Source organism: Streptomyces sp. GQFP (assembly GCF_021545335.1).
Classification (GTDB): domain Bacteria; phylum Actinomycetota; class Actinomycetes; order Streptomycetales; family Streptomycetaceae; genus Streptomyces.
In genome coordinates, this window is record NZ_CP089312.1 from 8,047,734 (window position 1) to 8,070,244 (window position 22,511).

Genomic DNA, 22,511 nt, shown 5'->3' on the forward strand with positions numbered 1-22,511 from the left:
CGGCTCATACCGCGGGGACAGGGGGAGAGACGTGGTCGACGACGAGCGCGAGGGCATCACCGGGGCCGGGGGAACGGGTGAGGACCACGAGCGGCTGATCGGACTGCTGCTGACCGAGCAGAGGGGCATCGATCCGGCGACATACCTCCCCGGGGGACGGGAGGACACCCCGTGGGCCGACTGGCTCGGGCCCGCAGCGGCACTCGCGGCGGGCGAGCCCAAACGGGCCCTGGCCCTCCTGGCGCACCTCTCCTCACCCACCTCGACGCCCGCGACGCACGACCACGCCCAGCTGGAGAAGGCGTTGCGGACCGCGGCCGTCGCGATGGAGCACAACTGGCAGCCCGGCGCCGCGCCCGTCCCCCTCCGGCAGGAAGCCGTCCGAGCCCTGACCGACGCGGGCTCGGGGATGGAGGCCGCCGTCGCGTCCATCGCGAACCCGTCGCTCCGGCTCTGCGCCCACCTCGCCGGACAGGTCGGCGTCGTCCTGCTCTCCGCCCGCATGACGCTCGGGCACGCCATGACGTCGCTCGCCGCCCGGTCCCACACCCTCCGGTACGGAGCACCGGCACCCTGGACCGAGCGGGAGCTGACCGATGACGTGCTGCGGCCGCTGGAGTGGTTCGACTCTCTGTACGAGGTGCTCATGGACCTCCGTCATGCCGACTGCGTGGCATACCACATGCTGCTCGCCGCCGACCTCCGCGTTCGGGCCGGTGACCGGCCGGCGGCGACACCTCTGCTGGAGCATGCGCAGCGCTACGCCACGGGCAGCCACCCCGCCGAGGGCTTCGCCGCACTCCTCACCGGCGACTGGGACCTCGGCACGCCCGGAGCGGCCGAACGCTGCGCCACCCCACCCACCCCGCACGACCGGGACGCGCTGTCGGCGGCGGCCGGCCACTACGGGCGAGCCGCGGCGTCGTACCGTGCGGCGGGATCCGCACGCGGCGGTGCCGCGGCGCTGCTGCGCCTCGCGCACACCCACCGGCTCGCCGGTCGGCAGGAAGAATGCCGCGAACTCCTCGGCCAGGCCCTCGCACTGGCCGTCCAGGCAGGTGACGGGGCATGCGCGGCGCTTCTGCGGGTCCACCGTGGCCTCGACCTGATCGAGACGGAGACGCCGGGGGAGCCCGAGTCCGAGGCCGCCGGCCTCATCGTGCACTGGGCGACCACCGACGGGAGCACGTCGTGGCTCCGAGGACTGCGCCATATCGTCGAGGACCGTGCGCGACACTGGAGCGCTCAGGGCGAGATCCCCAAAAGCAGGCGGGCCGGCGTACTGGCGAACCGGCTCACCGCCGACCGCGCGGGAGCCCACGGACGCCTGACGGCCGGGGCCGCCGCGGGCACGTACCAGCGGGCCGGTCACCGCCTCGCCGCCTTCGTGCTCACCGGCATGGAGCAGCAGGAGCACCTCGACCGCATACGGCGGACCGAGCAGGCCGATCAGGCCGAGTGCCTGACCGTCATCCGATGCGCCAAGGCCCTCCACGATCAGGCGTCCGCCCTGCAGGACCCCGATCTGATCGCCGCCACACGCTCGTCGACCGAGCTGGCGATCGAGGCCGCGGAGAGCCTCCTGGCCGCCAGGGAAGCGATCGCCAGTGGCGCGATCGACAACTCCAAAGCCGCCACGGACGCCCTGCGAGCCCTACTCGTCATGCTGAAGTCCGATCTCCTCTCCACCCGAGCCCAGGAGACGTCGTTTCGCTCCCGGCGCGCCCGTTCGGCCGGGTTCGACGCGGAGGCCGACCTGCACGCCCGCCGGACCCTGCGGGAGGCGGACCGGATCACGGACCCGCTCTTCGCCGGACTCGTACGCTGCTCAGCCCATTTCGACCTGCGCGACATGGACGAGGCCAGGGCACAAGTGGCGACGATCGAGGAGCACTTGTCCGCGATCCAGGCCGCCGCCCTGTGGCTGAACGTGGGGAAGCCCGAGCGTGCCGCGGTCCATGTACACCGAATCGGTGTGGACGGCCCCGGCCCCGCGCAGCCCTGGGAACTGCCCGCGATCCGTGCGGACCTGGAGTTGGGCCGGCGCGCGTACGGCAAGGCGGCCCGGTACGCCCTGGCGGGGCTCGCGGCGTACGAGGACCGCCGTGTCAGGCTGGCGCGCGACGCGCTGCGCGCCTCCTCCGCCGACGATCCGGTCGTGGCGGGCCTCCACCATGCCGCCGTGCTGTCGCACCTGGAAGGCGGCGGACCCGATGCGGCAGCCGCCTCCTTCGACCAGGCCGAGCGCACCCGCTCCGGCTTCCTCGACGCCGTGCGCGCCCTTGACGCCGCGGGCGAGGATCCCGCCGCGCGCGCCGCGGTCAGGAACTGGCTGGCCGCCGAGATCCGCTGGTCCGCCCAGTTCGAGACCGAGGCGATGGCTGTCCGCCGCAGTACGGTCACCGCGTCGGCCCACGAGCGGAGACGGCGGATCGGTGAGGTGGAACGCACCTTGGACGAGGCCGAGTCGGAGGTACGCAGACTCGCTCCCGCCGCGTTCACCGCGCCGCACACCACCGAACCGCCGGACGCCGCCGCCGTGGCCGCGGCGCTGCCCCCGGACGCCCTGCTCCTCACCTACCACCTCCATGACGACGACCTCGTCGGCTGGGCCATGACCCGTGAAACGCTGCAACCCGGGCACCACACCCGGTGGGCGCGCGGCACGGTCGCGACCGCCCGCCGATTCCACTCCTGGTGCGCCGGACAGGACACGGGAGGCGGCGGCGAGGCCGACGGCGAGGAGCTGGCCGCCCTGCTGCTGGAGCCCTTCCGCCCACTGCTCCGCGACCGGCGGCGGGTGATCGTGGTCCCGCCGGCCGGGCTCGCGCTGCTGCCGTTCCACGCGCTGCCCTGGAACGGCGACGTCCTCGGCGCCACTCGGGAGGTGTCGTACCTTCCCGCCGCCTCCCTCCTCACCCGGCTCCGCGACCAGCCGCCGGAGCGGCCCTGGTCGCAGCTCGACGCGCTCTTGGTGGGCGACCCCGCCCACGCGCCACGCCACCGGCTGCCGGCCCTGCCCGGCACTGCGGCCGAGACGGTGGAGATCGCCCGGCTGCTGCCCAGCCACCAGCTGTTGACCGGGCCCGCCGCAACCCGGCGCGCAGTGCTGGAGGCGGCGCGCGGCAGCGGACTGCTCCACTTCGCCACCCACGGGCTTGTCGACGACCTCGCTCCCCACCTCAGTCGGCTCCAGCTCGCCGGAGACGACCACTTCGGCCTCGCCGACCTGCTCGCCGCCGCCCACGCCCCGCAGCTGCTCACTCTGTCCGCCTGCGACACCGGACGCGGGACCGCCACGGCCGGCGGTGACGTCCTCGGGCTGACCCGGGCGGCGATGATCACCGGGGCGCGGCATGCCGTGGTCTCGCTCTGGCCCGTCCGTGACAGCACCGGCTGCCTGGTGATCACCCGGACCTACCGCCGGCTCGCGGACGATCCGACGGCCTGCGTCGGCACCGCGCTGGCGAGGGCCCAGCAGGAGGTGCGGGAGCTGCCGGGCGCCGAGCGCGAAAAGGAGTTCCGCGCGCTCACCGGCCGGGCCGGGGTACGTCCGGGGCCCGCGGCCCGCTCCAGGTCCTGGCCCCGTCCGGAGACCCGGGACAGCGAACAGCTGCGCTCCGCGGAGGCAGACGACCGGCACCCGTACCACTGGGCGCCCTTCATCCACGTGGGGGTATGACATGACGCTGCGCGCGGTGCTGATCGGCGCCCAGACGTTCGGTCTGACGGGCGTGCACACCGATGTCGAAGTCATGCACAGGGTCCTTGCGAAGCACGGCTTCACCGACATCCGTGCCCATGTCGAGGAGGAGGCCTCCTACGCGGGCATCACACAGGCGCTGCGACAGCTGTGCCGCGACACCAGGCAGGGCGACGGAGTCGTCGTGTACTTCTCGGGCCACGGCTCGCTGCGAGGGGATCTGCAGTACCTGGTGCCGTTCGACATCGAGCAGAGCACACCCGCCGACTTCCGTGGCCTTCTGGCCGCCGAACTGACCGACGTGGTCCGTGTGCTCACCCGCATCACGCCCAACGTCACCTGTGTCCTCGACTGCTGTCACTCCGGCGGAGCGGTACGCGAAGCCGCGGGCGAGTCGGGCCGGTGGCGGCTCAAGTCGGTGGACCCGGCCGACGTGGCGCACGACGACGGGCTCGTCCGGGCCGCCGCCCTCGCGCGCCGCAACGCCCCGCTCGTCCCGCACGTCGTCCGGCTCGCGGCCTGCCAGCAGCACGGCTCGGCCTTCGAGGCCGAGGTCCGCCCGGGCGCAGGCCGCCAGGGGGTGTTCACGGCTGCGCTCGCCGACGTGCTCGACATGTCCACGGCCCCGCAGGTGCCCTGGTCGGCACTCGTCGGCCGCGTACGCGATCGCGTCAAGCAGCAGCACATGCTGCAGTGGCCCGACGCAGGAGGGCCCTCCGGGCGCTTGCCGTTCGCGCTGGAGGAGCGCTCGGAGCCGGAACGGCTGCCATTGGTCCGCAGGGAGGGCCGGTTCGTCGTCCCCGGTGGAACCCTCTTCGGTCTCCACCAGAAGGACAGCGTGCGCATGGTGTTTCCGCACGACGACCCCTGGCGCGAGCCCATGGACCGTGAGCCGGGCGAACAAGAGGACACGACGGTTCAAGCCACCGTGGACACCGTGGAGGGCGGCGACGTCGTGTTGCGGACGGAGCCGATGACCTCCACGGGCACCGATGCGGCCCCCGGGGCGCCCGTCCGCGAAGCACCCCTGCCCGCTGAGCTGTTCACCGCGGAGCTGCCACCGGGCTCGTACGCGCTGCCGTTGCGCGTCCACGACCGCCGGTTCGTGCGCGTCGACGGCGACGGCCCACTCGCCGACGCGTTGCGCCGGCGACTCACCGACTGCCCCCGGCTCGCCGAGGCCCACGACGGGCAGCCCTTCGCCACCGTCCTCCTCCGCAAAGGCACCGCTACCGTGTTTGACCGCGGCGCCCTGCCCTTCCGGGAGCCACTGGAGGCCACGCCGTCGCAGGTCTCCCGGATCACCGAGCTGCTGGAGGAACTCGGGCGGGGCGACCGGGTGCGCGATCTGTGCGACCCGGAGGGTTCGGCCCGGCTGGCCGCCGAGGCGGAATTCCACTTCGAGATCGAGGCACCGGCGCACAGCGGTGTCTGGCGCCCCATGGCCCGGGTGGGGGAGCAGCTGTACGAAGGGGACCGCTACCGCGTAACCGTGGCCAACCACTCGGACGAGCCGCTGCACTTCTGGGTGCTCGGCGTGGGACTGAGCGGCCGGACCGCTCTCGTCACGAACGACCAGCCCAGCGGCTACCGCCTCGAACCCCACGGCACACCCCACCGCACCGCCCGGACGACGAAGCCGATCAGGATCACCTGGCCCGGGGACGTCCCCCGCCTCGGCCCGCGGCGCGAGACGGTGCACCTGCTCGTCGGTGACCGCACGATGGACCTGAACGTCCTCACGTCGGGCATGCGCCGTCGGAGCGCGAACGTCACCGACCCCGCCCTGGTGCCGTTGCTGCAAGAAGTGTGGGAGGCGTTCCGGGACCAAAGCCTGCAAGGCGCCGAGGAGTTCCACTACCGAGTCCACACCGTGCAGGCCGACGCCCTGCCACAGCCCAGGGAGACCGGTGGCCGAATCCGCTGATCCGAGGGCGCGACCGCCAGTCGGCGGCGAGTGCGGGGCCGCGGGGCCGCGGCCGGGTACGACCCGGTCGCGGCCCCGCATTCCCCCGTGCAACCAGCATGCGCCCGCCGGGGCGGTCTCCTCTCCGCAACAGTGCGGAATCCTCAACCCCCATGCGAACAGAGGACGTTGGCACCCAGCAAGACATTATGATGCCGTAAGTCACAACTGCCATGAGGCGCCGGTAAAGCCGGGAAGGTTCCGTGATGCCGGAAAGATATACGAAAGGCCCAGGCCCCCATGGCCGCTGGCCGCACGGCACGCTCCTGGCGGAGCTTGCCCGATCCGGGGAGGCCGCCAAGACCCTGCTTTCCTTGGGAACTCTGCGCGCATACGCCCCCAGCGAGATCCTGCTCGCCGAGGGCCGCCAGGAGACGTTCGTAGTGCTGTTGGTGACCGGTGTCACCAAGGTCACCGCCCTCTCGGAGAACGGCGACACGGCCCTGCTTGCCGTCCGGTTCGGCGGAGAACTCGTGGGGGAGTTCGCGGCGTTCGACAACAGGCCGCGGTCGGCCACCGTCACCGCGGCCGGCGCGGTCACCGCCCGGCGTATCGGGCAACAGGACTTCCTCAGCTGCCTGGACCTGTATCCAGAGGCCGCCCTGGCGGTGAGCCGGATGCTGGTGCGCAAGAACCGCTGGTCGGTGCGGCGCAGGGGCGACTTCGGCAGCTGCCCGGTGGCCACCCGGGTGGCTCGGGTTCTGCTCGACCTCGTCGAGGACTACGGCCGGCCCCAGGACGGCGGCGTCCTGATCGGGCCACGGCTGACCCAGGCGGAGATCGCCGGCCTGGTCGGCGCCAGGGAACGCAGTGTCCACGGCGTCCTCGGCCAACTCGCCGACAAGGGTGTCATCCGAGTCGGCTACAGCCGGCTGACCGTGCTCTCACTGGACGGACTGCGGGACGCCGCGCGGCTGATCGGAACGGACGACGACTGACGACTGCCGTGACGAGCGGCGAAGGGAGCCAGAACATGGGAGATGACGGCGTACGAGACGGCGCGCGGGACGACGTACTGGCCACGGTCGACCTGTTCGCCCGCGACACCGTCGTGCCCAAAGGGGGAGAGCCCGCGGGCGGCCGGGTCGCCGGCGCTTCCCTGGGGCGACCTCTGGGCTACGCCCTGCCCCCGGTCACCGGCGGCGTCACCCCGGCTGGACCCGGAGCGCCACGCGACATCCTGCTCTGCTTTCCCTTCGACCTGGAGGAGTTGCCGGGCGGCCGTGACTACCGAGAGGCGACCCTCACCGTCCTGCTCGACGGCGGACCCCACGCGGTGACCCTGCACCCCACCCCCGGCAGCACCACCTCCGACGGGGCGGACGTCGCCGCATTCGGGCTCGGCAAGGACCGGCTCAAGTGGATCTTCCGGGCGCCGGGGCGCAACGGTGCGCTGCGCCCCGACGGACGCTGGGCCCAGGCCGTCGTCCGGCTCCCGGTGGCCGCCGACGGACTGTCCGGCAGTCTGAGCTTGAGCACCGTCACCGTACAGCCGGTGCTCGGCGGGGCGTTCCGGCGCAGGGAGGCGGAGACGCCCCACGAGACACCCTTCCGGCTCGCGGCCGCCGAGCTCTGGCCCGCCGCTGCTCCGCTCGCCCCGGGGCGCCCGGCGGCGCCCGGCGCCCGGGCACTCGCCGCGTACGAGGACTCCGGCCCTCAGCCGGACGGCGAGGAACTGCCACCGGGACTGCGGCGCCTCTGCCTCGCCGTCGACATCGAGAAGTACAGCGCCCGCGACAACACCGACATGATCTGGCTGCAGCGGGTCCTGCTGCGGACGCTGCACGCCGCGTGCGCGCGGGCCGGCGTCGTCTGGGACAGGTGCGGCCGACAGGCGCAGGGAGACGGCTATCTGCTCGTGTTCGAGCCGGGCATCGACGAGACCCGGGTCGTGCCGGGCCTTCTGGAGGGCCTGGCCTCCGCGCTGGCCGACGCCAATGACGCGGCCGCGTCCCCGCGACGCGTCCGGATGCGGGCCGGCCTGCACCAGGGCATCGTCCACGAGGCGGCCAGCGGATACGCCGGGTCCGCCGTGGTCGCCCTTTTCCGGGTCCTCGACTCCGATCCCGTACGCCGTGCCCTCGCCGACGACCCCTCGACCAGCCTGGTCGCGGCGTTCTCGGACGGGCTCCACCAGGACCTCGTCTCCCGCGGCTACAGCGGTCTGGCGGCCACCGGATTCCGGCGCGCGGAGATTCACGTAGCGGCGAAGGGCTTCACCAGCGTGGCCTGGATCCGCACCCTGCCCGCGCCCCAGGACCAGGGCCCGGCCCTGGCAGCGGAAGGCTGATGTCGCCTGTTTTCGCCAACCGCATCCTGCCGTACCGGATGCTTGAACCATGCTCACCGACACCCATCGCTGCGTCCAGGCAGTCAGTCCAAGGACGCACCCTTCGACGGCTGATTCCGCACCGCAGTTCTGACCACTCGGAGGTACCGGCAGCCCAGCTGCCCGGTGGCGGTGCACAGCCGGCCTCGCGCGGTTCGTACCTGCTGGCCGGCAAGATCCGGCGGACCTGGCTGCGGCGGACCTCGGTGCCCAGCACCCTGCCCTCGGCAGCCGGCGCGTCAACACTCCGGCGGCCCGGACTCGTCCTCCGCGGCCGGCTCCCCGCTTGCCTGCACGGTCGGCCGGCCCGGAGCCGGCTGCTCCCGCGAGCACCGTGCCGCAGAGCGGCGGCGATGTCGGTCGCGCCGGCCCAGCCGCAGCGCGCCGATGGCGAGGTTGCACCGGATGGCCATCGCCCGGGGCGTGTTGCCGGTTCGCAGCCGTGAGGCGCCTTCGGCGAATGGGCACGTCATTCCCAGGCATCGTCGACCGCCGTCCGGAGTACGAATCTGACAGGCTCCCGCAGGACGGCGGTCGCCCCGTCCAGATCTGCCAGGCGTGCCGCGACGGTTGCTTCCGCCAGTCGAGGCGGCAGGGCCGCGCTGAATTTCAGCCCGGCCACCGCGCGAGGGTCCACAGCGGGCAGACAGAGGTGTTCGGCAGCCTCCGCAGCGGCCTTCTTCCACTCCTGAGCCGTGATGTCCTGGCGCAGCCGCACATACGCGTCTGACGGGCGCTGCAGCGGGTCGGTAACCGAGGTGAGCGTCGCGGCGAGGGTGGCGTTGGCTCGACTGCCTGCCCAGGTCCACCAGCGAACGTTGGTGTTCCGTCCACCGCGGGTCACGATGGTGCTGCGAACGTGCACCATCTCGCCGTACCGTTCCCGAGTCCGCGCCAGCGCGGACTCGGCGCGCCGGGTCAGCCTGACCGGAGGCGTCGAGCCGAGCAGGATCTCCCGTGCGGCGCGGGCGAGTTCGAACGATGCGGAACGGGTGAACCCCATGCCACCCCAGCGTGCCCTGCCGCCGTCTTCGACCGGCTCCACGAAGCAGCGCCGCCGTGACCAGTCGATGTAGGTCACCTGCCAACTGCGTCCGGCGAGGAGCAGCCGGCGCGGTCCTACGACCTCATCGGTGAGCAGCGCCGGATCCGTGGTGCCGATCTCCGTGCGGCCGGACAGCACGGTGAACTCGGGGGCCGCGGTGAACACCGCCGTCAGATCCATGAAATGCCGGAAGCCGAAGCGTTTTTCGGCTTCGGGACCGATGAACAGCATGCCTCCGTCCCGGTCCAGGTAACCCTGCTCGACCAGATGGCGCATCACCGGTTCCGCAGCAGGACCGAAGGGACCGATGCCGCCCCACCACTCCTGCCACAGCCGGTCCCCGACCCGGTGTTCCTGAAGGCACAGCGCGAGGATCTGCTGAGCGGCGATGTGCCGGGGCTCGGGAGGCGGCGTGATCGGCTCCACCCAGCCACGCGACCACAGCAGGAGCAGAGCGGCGGCGGACAACAGGTCGTCTTCGTCGATGGCGAGGAAGAGGCAGTTGCGTACGGATCCCGACCGCCGACCTGTGCGTCCGATGCGCTGGAGGAACGAGGCCACGGTGCCCGGCGCGCCGATCTGCAGGACCCGGTCCAGGTCACCCACGTCGATGCCGAGTTCCAGTGTGCTGGTGGAGACGATCACGCAGTCGCGGGCCTCGGCGAACGCCTCCTCGGCTCGGGACCGCTCGTCCACGGAGAGCGACGCGTGGGACAGGAACGTGGTGATGCCCTTCGCGCGCAGACTGGCGCCGAGTTCCTCCACCTCCCTGCGGGACTCGCAGAACACGAGCCGCTTCTCGCCGTGGTGGAGGGCCGCGATCACCCGGGCCGCATTGTCGAGGGAGCCGACGTAATCGAGTTCGACCTCCCCTGGTGGGGGGAGCGCCGCGGAGACGTCACGCAGGTGGGGAGCGACGACTTGGGCCGCGCGTTTTGCGGCCCCTGAACCCTGAAGCCAGCGCAGCAGTTGCTCCGGGTTGCCGACCGTCGCCGAGAGCCCGACACGCTGCACGGGATGCCCCGCCACCCGTTCCAGCCGCTCCAGTACGGCGAGCAGATGCCATCCCCGGTCGTCCCCGGCGAACGCGTGCACCTCGTCGACCACGATCGCCCGCAGGCCCGAGAAGAAGGCGCGGTGGTCGACGTTGGTGCTGACCAGCATGGCTTCGAGGGACTCGGGGGTGGTGAGCAGCACGTCGGGCCGGTTACTGAGGACGCGTTTGCGGTGTGAGTGGGTCACGTCCCCGTGCCACAGCGCGGCGGTGCGCCCCAGCCACGAGGTATACGTCTCCAGGCGTGGCAGGAGGTTGTTGAGCAGAGCCTTGAGGGGGCAGACGTAGAGCAGGGAAGTGCCTGTCCAGCCCTCCAGAGCCATTTTTGAAAGCAACGGAAAGGCAGCCGCCTCTGTCTTTCCGCCGGCCGTGGGCGCCAGCAGCACCGCGTCCGCCCCGTCGAGGAGGGGTGTGATCGATTCCTCCTGGAGAGGCCGAAGAGCAGGCCAGCCGAGCGAGTTGACGATGTGATGGACCAGGCCCGGGTGCAGCCGGTCCAGCGGGTCGGGGTCCTGGTCGTCTCCTGTCACGGAAGCTCCAGTTCCACGTCGTCCGCCCCGGCTGCCGCGGCGTTCCTCTCGACTTCGGTGAGTTCGGAGGTCTTCACCGTCAACGAGTAGTGCGTGCGGGGATCGAAGTCGTCGAACTGGTCGACGCGGTCGAGGACATCACCCACCAGCTTCTTCAGGAACAGCCTGGGGGCCACTCCGACCTTGCCCCCAAGAGTGCCGCCGACGGCACGGGCCAGGTCCGCGACGTAGGCGTTGTCGGCCATCGCCGCGATGCGTTCCGGACTCGCGGACCCATCCGCGTACAGGTCCCGGATGGTCTGCCCGAGAGCGATCAGCGACGATTCTGTGAAGCCCGGAAGCCTCAGCTGCACGGCGCGTGGATTGTCGAAGCGCGGTTCGGTGGTGAAGTCGGTCGCCAGTCGCTGAGCCAGGGGTGCCAGTCGCTGCACGCCCTGCTGGCCGTCGTAGAACGCGGGTGTGCCCGTGATGATGAGATAGAGGCCGGGAAAACGCCCGGAGTGCACCTCGTCGATGAGCTGCCGCAGCGCGTTGAGCGCTTTGTCGCGGGCGTCCGAACGGACCCGTTGAAGGGTTTCCACCTCGTCGAGCACCAGGAACAGACCCGCGTGTCCGCTGTCCCGCAACACCGTGAGCAGTCCCTGGACGAAGCCCAGCGCGCCGAAGTGGTCGAGATCCCCCCGAACCCCGGCGGCTCTGCGCGCGGCGGCGGCCACGTGGGGCTGTCCGCCGAGCCAGGCCATGACAGCCGCCGCGGTGGTCTCGTCACCGGAGGTGAGCGCGACGCGGTACCCACGGAGTGCGGCGGCGAAGGACGGGGCATGCCGGGACACCTCGGCGAGGCGCGCGGCCATGAGCCTCTCGACCGACTCGGCGAGGCCCTCGTCGGTGGCCCCGTCGGCAAGGGCGTCCTCTTCCAGGGCGTAGAACCACGCGTCGACGACAGGGCGGAGCGCGCTCGGTGGGAACCCGGGTGTGGCCAGCCGTTCCGTAAGCCTCCGGTAGACGGTTTCCAGCCGGTGCAACGGCGTCTCGGTCTCCGAGATCTGGATCTCGGCCACGGCGAAATTCCGGCGCTTGGCCCGCTCGCCGAGCCACCGTGTGAAGAAGGTCTTGCCGGAGCCGTACTCACCGCGGACCGCCTTGAACACCGACGCACCCGACGCCACCGCCGAAAGCTCCGCGTCCAGTGCGGTCTCGAAGCGGTCCAGGCCGGTCGCCAGCAGGTCAAGACCGCTCTCGGGTACGGCCCCTCGCCGCAGCGCGTCGATCACATCACGTCGACGCGTCGCACTGACGGGGGAGGTCCGGGGCGGCTGATCTGTACTCACCTCGTCAGTCTTCCATCCCGTGGAGGACGGTGCGGCGGGGCCGGGAGCAGGCATCCGGCGGCCGGGGACGGCGGCACCGGCCCCACCGTGACATCACGGGTGTCCGAATACGTTCGTGATGGCTGAATAGCAATGAGGCGCAGGTGGCTCGGTTCCCGCATTCCTTGACGGCGCTCAGAATGGCTTGATGCAATACGGTATCCACCATTGGGGTTCAAAGCGGGGGAGACCGCAGCGTGTCGCTGGACAGTCCGAAGCTCAGAGATCTGCTCAAGCAGGTCGAGTCAGGGGCCTTGCAACTACCCGATTTCCAGCGTGAGTGGAAATGGAACGACGAGCACATCCGGGCGCTGATCGCGACGGTCACGCTCAACTACCCGCTCGGCGTCGTCATGTCGCTCCAGACCGGCGGCAACACGCCCTTCAGGCCCCGGCCGCTGAGCGGTGCGCAGGTCTCCGAGGACAGGGTGCCCGACCTCCTTCTCCTCGACGGCCAGCAGCGCATGACCTCGCTGTACCAGGCTCTGCGGCGCGACCAGCCGGTGGACACGGTGGACACCCGCAACAAGGACCTGAAGCGCTGGTACTACATCGACATCGCCAAGGCGATCGGCTCGCCCTCGGACCGGGACGACGCGATCGTGTCGGTACCCGAGGACCGGACCCTCAGGACGGACTTCGCGCGGCGGGTCGTCCTCGATCTGAGTACGACACAGCTTGAGTGCGCCGCAGGTTATTTCCCGCTGAATCTTGTGTTCGACACCCAGCGCATGAATGCCTGGCACCGGGAATTCGTGAAACTGGACGAAGCGAACTGGGATGTCTGGTCGCGGTTCGAGGAGCACGTACTCAACCACGTTCAGTCGTTCGACGTGCCCATGATCAACCTGCCCGCCTCCACCGAAATGGACGCGGTGTGCGCGGTCTTCGAGCGGGTGAACGCGGGTGGCGTCCCGCTGAACGTCTTCGAGCTGCTCACCGCCACCTACGCGGGCGACCGGACCCATGTGGCGGAGTTCGGGGAGTACTACCGGCTTCCCGACGCGTGGCTGCAGATCAAGTCGGACCTGACCGCCGCCCATCCCGTGTTCGGCAGGATGGAGGCCGGAGTCGAGGACGGGCTGAGCAGCAGCGACTTCCTTCAGGCGATCGCCCTCGTCCGCACGTGGGAGCACAAGCAGGACGGTCTTCGCAACTCGCTCTCCTGCAAGCGCCGCGATCTGCTGGAGCTTCCGCTGGTCGACTTCAGGCGGCTGGCCCCGCGGCTGGCGGAGGCATTCGCCTGGGTCGGGGCGTTCCTGGAGCGGCAGTGCATCGTCAACGCGGCCGACCTCCCGTACCGCACGCAGCTCGTGCCGCTGGCCGCCGTACGCGCTGTCATGGGCGACGAGACGGACACCGCGGACGGAGAGGAGCGCATCGCCCAGTGGTACTGGAACGGCGTGCTCGGCGAGATGTACGGCGGGTCGATCGAGAGCCGTTTCCCCCGTGACGTGGAGCAACTCGTCGCGTGGATCCGTGGGCAGGGCGGAGAGCCGGACACGGTGGCCGAAGCCGTGTTCGTCTCCGACAGGCTCGACACCCTGAGCACTCGCAACAGTGCCGCCTACAAGGGAATCTACGCCCTGCTCGTCAAGCAGGGCGCTGTGGACTGGTACTACACCGAGGCGCCGCTGAGTCCGGGCCAACTGGCCGCGCACGGCGTCGACGTACGGCTGATCTTCCCCAAGTCCTGGGTGGCCAAGTCGCACCCCGGCTACGCGTCGCGCGTCAACTCGATCGTCAACAAGACCCCGCTGTCGTACCGTGCGAGCCGGAGCATGACCGGTCCGCCCGGGGCCTACCTCAAGTCGCTGATGCTGGAATCGGGCATGCGCCCCGAGTGGTTCGACGATGTCGTCGCGACGCACCTCATCGATCCGGCCACGCTGCACGAGGGGGACTTCGAGCGCTTCTACACGGACCGTTCCAAGCAGCTCCTCGACCTGGTGCGGTCCGCTATGCGCAAGCACACCGTGCACCGCGGCTTCGCCGAGAAGCTGGGCGGGTGAGCGCCGGCATGCCCTCGCACGACAACCTGATGGCACTCAAGGACACGAAGATCCCGGTACGGGACCTGTTGGCGCTCTTCGGTGCGCGCCGACGCGACGACCAGTCCGTCCTGGCCATTTCGCAGGCACTGAAAGACGTGGGCCTGTCCACCGTTCCGTCCTTCGCCACCTGCGGCCACGGAAGCTCCGTCCACGTCGTCGCCCTGGAGACGGTCGCGGCGGTGGACGAGGGAGGCGACGAGGAGCCGGAGGAGGAGTCGGCGCCGGGTCTGCTTCCGCAGCATCCCCTGCGGATCGGGGACATCGCGGCGGCCCGGGCCGGGATCGAGTCCCTCCCGCCGACCGCGCAGCTCTCTGAGGCCACGCACCTGATGCGCACCAAGGACTACTCCCAGCTGCCCGTCATCGACGGAACGACCACGCTGTGCGGTGCCGTCACCTGGGGTTCGGTCGCCAGGATGTACGAGAAGGCGGGCGTCGCCCGGGTCCTCGCGAACGCGCTCGTGGACGACGTTCCGGTGGCCGAGGAGCACCAGAACTTCTTCGCCGTACTGCCTCTCGTCAGCGAGAAGGGATACGTCCTTGTCCGGCGTAACGACGGCCGGTTCAGCGGGATCGTGACCTCCGCGGACATCACGGAACGCTTCGACGCGACGGCGAGGCCGTTCTTCATCGTCGGGGAGATCGAGTTCCTGCTGCGCAAGTGCCTGGGTGCCGCGATCGATCCCGAGGCCATCAAGGCCGTACAGCCGAAGAAGGCGGAGCGGCAGACCGGCAAGATCTCGGACCTGATGTTCGGTGACTATGTGACGCTGCTCGACGGCCAGCAGACCAAGGACGCGTTGCGCGCCAAGGCGGATCAGAACTGGCAGGCACTCGGCTGGACCATGGTGAACCGCGTCCAGTTCGTGTACCAGCTCGACCAGGTCCGCAAGATCCGCAACAAGATCGCCCACTTCGCCCCCGAGCCGCTGGAACAGCGATTCCTCGACGAGCTGGGGCAGTTCGTACGGATCATGCGGCAGCTCGTCTGACAGCGCGCACAGAAGTGATATCTGGTACCGGCCGGTGCTTCCCGGGCCGGTACCAGGTCACGACTGTGAGTCCAGCTCGAACTGCCCCTTCAGCAGGCCGACGTTCAGCCGCAGGGTGCGGCCGTCCGGCAGGGTCTCCAGGACCTGGGCGCTGTCGTAGTTGAGCAGTTGCCGCAGTACGGCGCAGAAACCCTCCGCGCTGCGACCGGCCGGAAGCCCGACGCGCTGCGCCAACGCCGTCATCGGAAGCGTGCCCCCGATGTCCAGCAGAACCCGGACCGCCTCCTCCATCCGCGGCAGCTCGCGCTTGCGGGCCAGTACCTCCACCTGGGCCTGGTAGATCTCGGAGCCGAGCAGGGCGGTCATCAGGGCCTCGTTCGGTGAGGCGCTCTCGTCCGGTGTGACGGCCGTGACGGACAGCGGCGAGTCCTCCTCCTCGACGGGGACGAGCACCATCTCGAAGAGCGAGTCCCGGCCCGCCACGATCTCGACCGCCTTCTCGGCGGCCTTCCCGGTCGGGCGCGGTGCCGCCGGTGCGGACCGGGTCCCCGCCGGCCGTGACGTGGTCGAAGGCGCGGTCGTCAGGGCCGTCGTCCGCGTGGTCTCGGCCGAGGGTGCGTCGAGGCGCCACCAGGAGGGCCGTTGGTCACCGAGTTCGCGCCAGCCCTTGGGCGGCTGCGCGCCGAAGGGAAGGAACGCCAGTACGGGGATGGCCACTTCGGCGAGGGAGGCCCCGCCGTGGTAGCCCGCCTTCTGTGACGTGTAGCGCGAGTCCGCGTCCCAGAGCGCGACGACCTCGCCACCGGACGCGCGCCCGGCCGCTTCACCGGCGTCGGCCACGACGACCCGGCGCCCGGACAGCAGCACCTCCGGCTCGGCGAGAGGCCCGCCGGGCTCCCGGTGCCGGGCCGACAACGGGGCGCCCGAAGTGACCCGCGACCCGTGCCGGTCGACGACGTGCCCGTGGTCACTGGTCAGGATCACCGCCCGGCCCTGGAGCGCGGCGTACCGCAGCAGCTCCCGCAGTTGCCCTATGTCGCGGAGCCGCCAGGTGGCGTCGCCCAGTTTCTGTTCCTTGGCCAGCCGGTCGTCGATCGTGTTGAGGACCACGGCGACCTGCGTACCGTCGTCCATGAGCGCGGCGAGCAGTTCGGGACCGAAGGAGTCTCCGGCGGCGTCGGCACGCAGGTCGTCCTTGTGGAAGACCGCGGCCTGGGAGTCGCCCCAGAACCGGTGGGCGGGAAACGTCCGCTTCTCGTCGGCCTGGGTGCCCGAGGTCAGCGTGGCGGCGAAGAGCGAGGTCCGGGAGACCGACGTGAGGGTGGGCAGCGCGGCGGCCATCGCCCGGCGCCGTGCCGGGTCCTTGGCGTCGGCCAGCGGGTCGTACTCGACCCAGTGCTCGCGCAGTTCCTCGGCCAGCTCGGAGGCGATCGCCGCGCTCATCCCGTCGAGGACGAGCAACAGCACCCGGCGGTCCCCGGACTTCGTCACGGGGGCGACGACGCGCGGGAGGAACGTCTCCACCGTCAGCATGGTCCCGGGCGTGCCGCCGTCCGCGGTCCAGACGGCGAGCGCCTGCGCGAAGTGCCGGTCGATCTCCCGACGGCGAGCGCGCACGGAGGCACACAAGATGTCGTACGAGGACCGCAGCGTCGGCTCGCTCTCACCACCGGCCTCGATGTGTTCGAGGGCCAGATCGACCCAGCCCGTCTCCGAGACGTGACGGCCGATCGAGGCCGCGAGGTTCTCCGACGAGGCCGGCGGATCGCCCGCCAGCCACCGCGTCAGCCGCTCTGCCATACGGGCGCGTGCGATACGCGTACGGGGGTCGGTGTCCGCCGAGAGACTGTGGTCGTCGAGTGCGCTGACGGCCTGGGAGATCGACAGCGGGTCGCCACCGCGCAGTGCCTGTCCGACCGCACCGAAACGGGCCTCAAGTCCGGCCGCCAGTACGGGACTCGACTGCGCGGCCCGCTCGGCCCCGAACTGCCGTACCAGCGACTCCGCCCGGTCCAGGGCGGCCCCGCTCATCCTCCGGGCAGCTGCCGCCGACTCGTCGAACTCCGACCGGCCGGTCAGCAGCAGCGCGGAGACGAACTCCTCGCAGGCCCGGCCGAAGGAAGCCGTGAGCCGGTCCAGGGCCTCACCGTGCGCCAGCGGCTCCTCGCCGAACCAGCGCTCCGCACGTCCTCGCGCGCGGTAGTCCTCGGCGTCCACGGTGGCACCGCCCGCTGCCGCCTGGGCGCGACCAGCCGTACGCCGGTGACCTCGCCGCCCACCCGCCGTGTCCGGAACCTCGGTGTCCCGCCAGAGCGCCGCGCACACCAGCCCGAAAGCGACCGCGTCCGGCCCGTGCTCGGCGCCGATCAGCGCGAGCAGGGCCCGCCCGGTCAGCCCCACCTGGTCGTCCTCCCCGAGGAACCGGGCCAGCCCGGCCCGCTCCGGCGCCCGCAGCGCGAGGAAGCGGTCCGGGCCACCCGGCTGCAACGTCCAGCGCAGCAGAGCGTGTACGTCGAGTCCGTCGGCCCCCGTCGGCCCGCCCGGGACGCGATCGGGGTCGTAGCGCCCGATGCCGAGCCGGCGCATCGCCAGTGCCGCCAGTGCCTCGCGCCGCGACAGAGTGCCACCCGCGAGCCGTGGCCAGCCGCCCGGAGGGGTGGCGTCGAGGAGAGCCTCGGCGGCCCAGTTCTCCTCGGACAGCCAGTGGTCGGTGGCGTCGGCGCCGAACGCCTCGCGGACCACGTCCCAGATGTTGACGGCGCTGACCCGCTGCTTGTGCACCTTGGACAGCAGATCGGGGCCGAGTTCGGCCTCCTCACGGTCGGTGAGGACGACCAGGACGTCGGGGCCGGTGACCAGGGTATGGGAGCCAGGGGCGTCGGCCGCCTGGTGGGCCAGCACCAGCTCGTACACGGCGAGCGGTGAGGGCCCCGACGCGATCCGTGCCCGCCGTCCCTCACCCCACGGAAGTTCGGCAGGGCCGTCCCAGACAGGTGCCGCCCGCAGCAGGACCGAGCGGCGCTTGCCGGGGGCGAGGCCGGGCTGGGAGGTGAGGTACTGGGTGATGGTGGCCGAGTTGAGCCGCACCGCGCTCGTGCTGGTCGCCGTACTCACGCGCCTGCCCGCCTTGTCTCCATGGCGTTCACCGCCGCACCTGCCTCTTGTCCCGTTCCCACATCCATGGCCGCGCCACAGTAACCGCCGTCGTCACTCCACGACCCGCCAGCTGAACTCGATGGTGACGTCGGGCTCCGCCGCCGCCAGTGCGGCCAGTTCGGCCAGCAGCTCGGCCGGTGCCTGGGTGGCCGTGGTACGTCCCCCGCCCGACCGCCGGGCGGCACGGCCGCCGGTCCCGGTTCCCGTCCCGGCGGCCGGAAGAGGCGGCTGTGTCGTGGGCACCGGCGGGTGACTGCTCGCGGTGGTGAGGTCCACGCCGCCGGGCGAGGTGAGCGGTCCCGGAGCGGGCGTGGACGGACCGGTCGCGGGCCGGGTGGGCGCGTTGGCGGCCTGGTTGCGCTTGAGCGCCGCGACCCCCGCCACCCGCGCCTTCTCCAGGGCGTCCTTCAGGTTGACGGTGCGCTGGTCGGCGTTGGCGGCGCTGCGCAACTGCGCGAGTACGGCCTCACCCTCTGGGCCGACGTTCGCCGCCAGCTCGAACGTGTCCCAGCTGGCGCCCGCGAGCGCCGCCGCGACGGCCTCGGCCTGCTTGACGGAGGCGCCGTAGCGGCTGGCCGAGGCAGCGCCGAGATCGAACGCGGCGAAGGCGGTGATGATCTGCTTGGCCGCGGCGATACCGCCCGCCACGCCTTGGTCGAAACCGGCCAGCTCGTCGAGCAGGTCCCGCGACCGGCGGGCGAGGGCGAGCCGGCCGGACTCGTCGCCGCCGTCGAGCGAGAGGAACACCGAGTGCCTCTCCAACTGCCGCAGCAGATCGTCCGCGTGCGGCCGGAAATGCCGCGCCTTGGCGAGAATCTGCCGCGCGAACTGGCTGACCAGCCGCCCCCGGCGCAGCGTCGGCGGCTTCGCCTCCGATCCCTCCACCCCGAAGACGTCCCAGTACCGCCGCCCCGCTTCCTCCCAGACCTCCTCCTCGGGCAGAGGCTGGGACCGCAGCCCGTCCTGCGGCCTGATCGCCGAAAGCTCGGGCGCCGGGTCCAGAACGGCACCCGCACGCACCCACACCCGGTCGTCCATCTCCGCGTACGACGCGATGACCAGGTTCGCGAGGAACGGCTCAAGACCCATCCGCTCGGGCCGGTCGATCCACTCGGTGAGCTTGGCGACGCCGAGGTCACCCGGTCCGCCGTCCGTCCGTGCCATCAGCGCGAAGTGGTCGGCCCACCGGTTCGACAGCCGGAAGTACGCCTCCTTCTGCTGTCCCAGCCCGAGCGGTACGGCGATCCGCTCCATCAGTGCCTTCTCCTTGCCCGAGTTCTCCACCTGCCGGTCGGAGGCCTCGGCAGCAGCCCGGACGAGCCCGAACACGACTCGCGCCTCACTCGCCCTGACGGGGGTGTTGCTGCCCTGCGGGTCGAAGTCCGGGTGGGCGGGGAACTGGTGGGCGAGCAGCTTCGCGACGATGTGCCGGGCCCCGGCCCGCATCGACTGCCCGATGGAGATCCGCAGGTCGGCAACCTCGGGCAGTGCCTCAAGATGGTCGTTGAAGGAGACGTCGACGTCGGAGGCCTTCTTGTCGGCCAGCCCGTACGCCTCCTTGAACGCGTCCTTCACGGTCTGCGCCAGCGACTCCCGCTGCCCTTCGAGCAGGGCCTTGGCCCGCGCCCGGTTGTCGGCGTTGAGGTGCATCGCGTACTGGGTGTCGAAACGCCGCTGGTCGGCGAGTGCGTAGTCGATGACGACGAGCCGCTGGAAGTCCTTGTAGCGGGCGGCGGACAGCCGGGCGGGAATCCACGCCACGGTCTGCGGATGCGTACCGGGCCGCTCCCGCAGCCCCTGCATCCGGTTGGCGTCGTCGACCGCCCCCCACTCGCCCTCCGCGTACGGCAGACCCATGATGATCCGCCACATGCCCTCCTGGCTCGGCTGGAACTCGTGGTCGGCCAGGTCGTCCGGATCGGCGACGGTGCCGAAGACCACCTCCGCCGTGCGGTTCGAGCCGCGCCATACGAGGTTCAGCTCGTCGGCGATCAGCCGGTCCTGGAGGTCGAGGCCCAGCTCCTCGGCGAGCAGCCGCTTGGCCAGGGTGCGCCGGTTGCCCCGGCTGTTGTTCACGTTGGCGTTGGCGATGACGGAGTCCACGTCCACGCCGGCGAGTTCGAGCCGCACGCCCGGGTTGGTGTCGGTGCCGGTCGCCTTGATCTCGGCGAACTGTGCCGCCCACTCCTTGACCTTCGTCTTGATCATGCCCACGTCGGCACCGGGGATCGGGGAGACGACCGAGCCGTGGTTGAGCGCGCCGAGCCGCCGGATGGTGAGGTCCCGCAGCGCGGGCACGCTGGGCGCGAGCGCGGACAGCAGCAGCGTGCACATCAGCCGGTTGTCCCCGACGAAGCTCTTGCACCGGCCGAGCAGCGCCGGGTCCGTGATCGAGTCCCGGCGGTGCGTGTACTGCTCGATGTCCTCCTCGGTGACCTCGTACGTGCCGAGCAGATACGGCCGCATCTTGGTCCGGTACAGCTTGTCCGCGGTCTGGAACTCGACCTTCAGACTGTCCACGAACGGCTTGTCGCCGCCGTCCGCGATCACCGGATACAGATCACCGAGCGGGATCAGCTGATCGAGGGTGGCGTCGTCGCGGTGCGTGGCGAGCAACTGCCCCATGAGCTTGAGACCGGTACGGGACCGCTGGAGCGCGGACGAGATGTGGACGAGCGTGTCCATGAAGGCAGGCGAGAAGGGGTACGTCAGCCGGAACGACGCCTCGTCCGCGCCGGTGGTCCCTTCGTCCGACCCGAGGAGTACGTCCCACACCTGCGGCCCGACGCGCTTGATCTTGGTGAACGCGGCGTCGAGCTTGGCCCCGGCCTCCGCGTTCTTGGGCTTCAGCAGGCGAGCGTGCGCGATCTGCGGAAGGTTTCGGTCCTCCAGGGTGATCTTGTCGAATCGCCCGGAGGCGAGATTGAGACTGTCCTGGATGGCGGTCTCGGCGGCCCCGGAGGTCTCCTCCCCGACCAGCTCACGCAGATCGCGCTGACGGGCGATGAACGACACGATCGGAATGGCCCGGCGAGAGTCGGCGCCCTCCACGAAGTTCGTGATCTTGTCCGCTTCGCGGGACACGAACCGCTGGTCGTGGATGCGGTTGGCGAGCCAGAGGATCAGCTCGTCCATGAACAGGATCAGACCGTCGTACCCGAGCGACTTCGCGTGCTCCGCGATCACCGCGAGCCCGGCGTCCAGCGAGATGAACCCCTGCTCGTCCTCGGCGGCGTTCTTCGCGAACCCCGGGAACCAGGTCGAACTGGCGTCGTGTACGAGCTTGGCGCGCAGCTCGGCGGGGGTGCTCGGGTTGACGAGATCGAGGTTGACCTCGCCGCCGTCGAGTTCCTCGGCGGCGAGCGCGGTGTCGAGCAGTTCGGGGGTCCAGGCGAAGGACTCGCCCCACTCGTCCTCGTCGTCACCGGCGGTGCCGGACACGTCAGCGTCCCCGTCGGCGCCGGCGAGCCCCTCGATGAACTTGTCGTCGCCCATCCGGATCCGGTGCGAGCGGATGTCCTCGAAGAGGGCGTCGGTTCGGTAGACCTGCGGGGTGGGGATGTCCTTGTCGCCGTGCAGCGCCTTGACGTGACTGACGTATCCGCCGAGTACGCGCTGCTCCAGCGACTTCGCGCCGAGCATGTGGTACGGCACCAGCAGGAAGTTCTTCTGCTCGGTGTTCAGCCACTCGTGCTTGCCGAGTATCGGGTCGAAGTCCCGGCGGGAGAGGGCGGCGGGGTCGCGGCGCAGGATGGCGTGCAGGACGGCCATGAAGTGGGACTTACCTGAACCGAACGATCCGTGGAGATACGCGGCTTTCGACGTGTTCCCGTCGAGCGCGGCCCTGATCAGCCCGAGCGCCTCGTCGAAGTTGTCCAGGAGCCGCTCGGTGACGACGTAGTCCCGCAGCGCGTTCGCCGCGCCCTCCTCGGTGACCGCCTCGGCGAGCTTCAGGACGAAGTCGGAGGTGGAGATCGACGTCTTGATGTCGATGACGTCACGGAGGAGGGGGGTGGTGGCGGCTGTCGGGGCCATGTTTGTCTCGCGTCTCCTGGGGCCGGTGGAAGGTTGTGGCACATCTTGGGCGTCCTGGTGTGGGCGCCTTCGGGTTGGGTCTGGGGCTGGGGTTGCTGTTCGGGTCCCAGGTCCAAAGGGCCGTATCAGATCGTAACCGGCAGGTATGACAGTGCGGAGGCGCGTGGGGAGGGGAGGGGCGGTTTGTGGGGCGGCTGGGTGGCGAAGGGGGGGCTGGGGCGCCTGGCCCTTCGCCGGGGCCGTTCTTCCTGCGGCCCTGTGACCGACCGTGGTCGGC

At 70.9% G+C, this 22,511-nt stretch carries 10 protein-coding genes; 6 read left to right on the forward strand and 4 right to left on the reverse strand.

From position 1 onward, the window contains the following. Positions 1-31: 31 nt before the first annotated feature. The 4 genes from LUX31_RS36340 to LUX31_RS36355 all read left to right on the forward strand — a co-directional run bounded on the left by LUX31_RS36340 (position 32) and on the right by LUX31_RS36355 (position 7,959). Positions 32-3,682, forward strand: coding sequence for a CHAT domain-containing protein (locus LUX31_RS36340; RefSeq protein WP_235479550.1), 3,651 nt, complete (start codon positions 32-34; stop codon positions 3,680-3,682). A 1-nt stretch (position 3,683) separates the two neighbouring features. After that, positions 3,684-5,630 carry a caspase family protein gene (locus LUX31_RS36345; RefSeq protein WP_235479551.1) on the forward strand — a complete coding sequence of 649 codons (1,947 nt, stop codon included), beginning with the start codon at positions 3,684-3,686 and terminating at the stop codon, positions 5,628-5,630. 353 nt (positions 5,631-5,983) lie between these two features. Then, positions 5,984-6,607, forward strand: a complete 624-nt coding sequence (locus tag LUX31_RS36350) for a Crp/Fnr family transcriptional regulator (RefSeq protein ID WP_235479552.1) — start codon at positions 5,984-5,986, stop codon at positions 6,605-6,607. 35 nt (positions 6,608-6,642) lie between these two features. Continuing rightward, a complete protein-coding gene (locus tag LUX31_RS36355; RefSeq protein ID WP_235479553.1) occupies positions 6,643-7,959 on the forward strand; it encodes a hypothetical protein in 1,317 nt (438 codons plus the stop codon). A 508-nt stretch (positions 7,960-8,467) separates the two neighbouring features. On the opposite strand, the gene LUX31_RS36360 is transcribed toward LUX31_RS36355, so the two are convergent. Further along, on the reverse strand, positions 8,468-10,627 hold the full coding sequence (locus LUX31_RS36360; RefSeq protein WP_235479554.1) for a DEAD/DEAH box helicase: 2,160 nt from the start codon (positions 10,625-10,627) through the stop codon (positions 8,468-8,470). Beyond that, positions 10,624-11,958, reverse strand: coding sequence for a BREX system ATP-binding protein BrxD (gene brxD / locus LUX31_RS36365; protein WP_235479555.1), 1,335 nt, complete (start codon positions 11,956-11,958; stop codon positions 10,624-10,626). Before brxD ends, LUX31_RS36360 begins: the two co-directional genes overlap by 4 nt. A gap of 236 nt (positions 11,959-12,194) precedes the next feature. Between brxD and LUX31_RS36370 the strand changes: the two genes are divergently transcribed. Continuing rightward, complete coding sequence (locus LUX31_RS36370; RefSeq protein ID WP_235479556.1) at positions 12,195-14,009, forward strand: GmrSD restriction endonuclease domain-containing protein; 1,815 nt, start codon at positions 12,195-12,197, stop codon at positions 14,007-14,009. After that, positions 14,006-15,043 (forward strand): CBS domain-containing protein, encoded by a 1,038-nt coding sequence (locus LUX31_RS36375; RefSeq protein ID WP_235479557.1) that lies wholly within the window; start codon positions 14,006-14,008, stop codon positions 15,041-15,043. The genes LUX31_RS36370 and LUX31_RS36375 overlap by 4 nt, the downstream gene beginning before the upstream one ends. A 57-nt stretch (positions 15,044-15,100) precedes the next feature. On the opposite strand, the gene pglZ is transcribed toward LUX31_RS36375, so the two are convergent. After that, positions 15,101-18,157: a BREX-2 system phosphatase PglZ gene (gene pglZ, locus LUX31_RS36380; protein WP_235479558.1), complete on the reverse strand. Its 3,057-nt coding sequence runs from the start codon at positions 18,155-18,157 to the stop codon at positions 15,101-15,103. A 93-nt stretch (positions 18,158-18,250) separates the two neighbouring features. Beyond that, the gene (pglY, locus tag LUX31_RS36385; protein ID WP_235479559.1) at positions 18,251-22,234 is read right to left on the reverse strand and encodes a BREX-2 system ATPase PglY; all 3,984 of its coding nucleotides are present in this window, start codon (positions 22,232-22,234) and stop codon (positions 18,251-18,253) included. Between the last annotated feature and the right edge of the window lie 277 nt (positions 22,235-22,511).

What these genes read in the sequence shown, in the direction of transcription:
- pglY (WP_235479559.1), bottom strand. Translation starts at nt 22,234, where the DNA reads ATGGCCCCGACAGCCGCCACCACCCCCCTCCTCCGTGACGTCATCGAC.
- LUX31_RS36355 (WP_235479553.1), top strand. Translation starts at nt 6,643, where the DNA reads ATGGGAGATGACGGCGTACGAGACGGCGCGCGGGACGACGTACTGGCC.
- LUX31_RS36345 (WP_235479551.1), top strand. Translation starts at nt 3,684, where the DNA reads ATGACGCTGCGCGCGGTGCTGATCGGCGCCCAGACGTTCGGTCTGACG.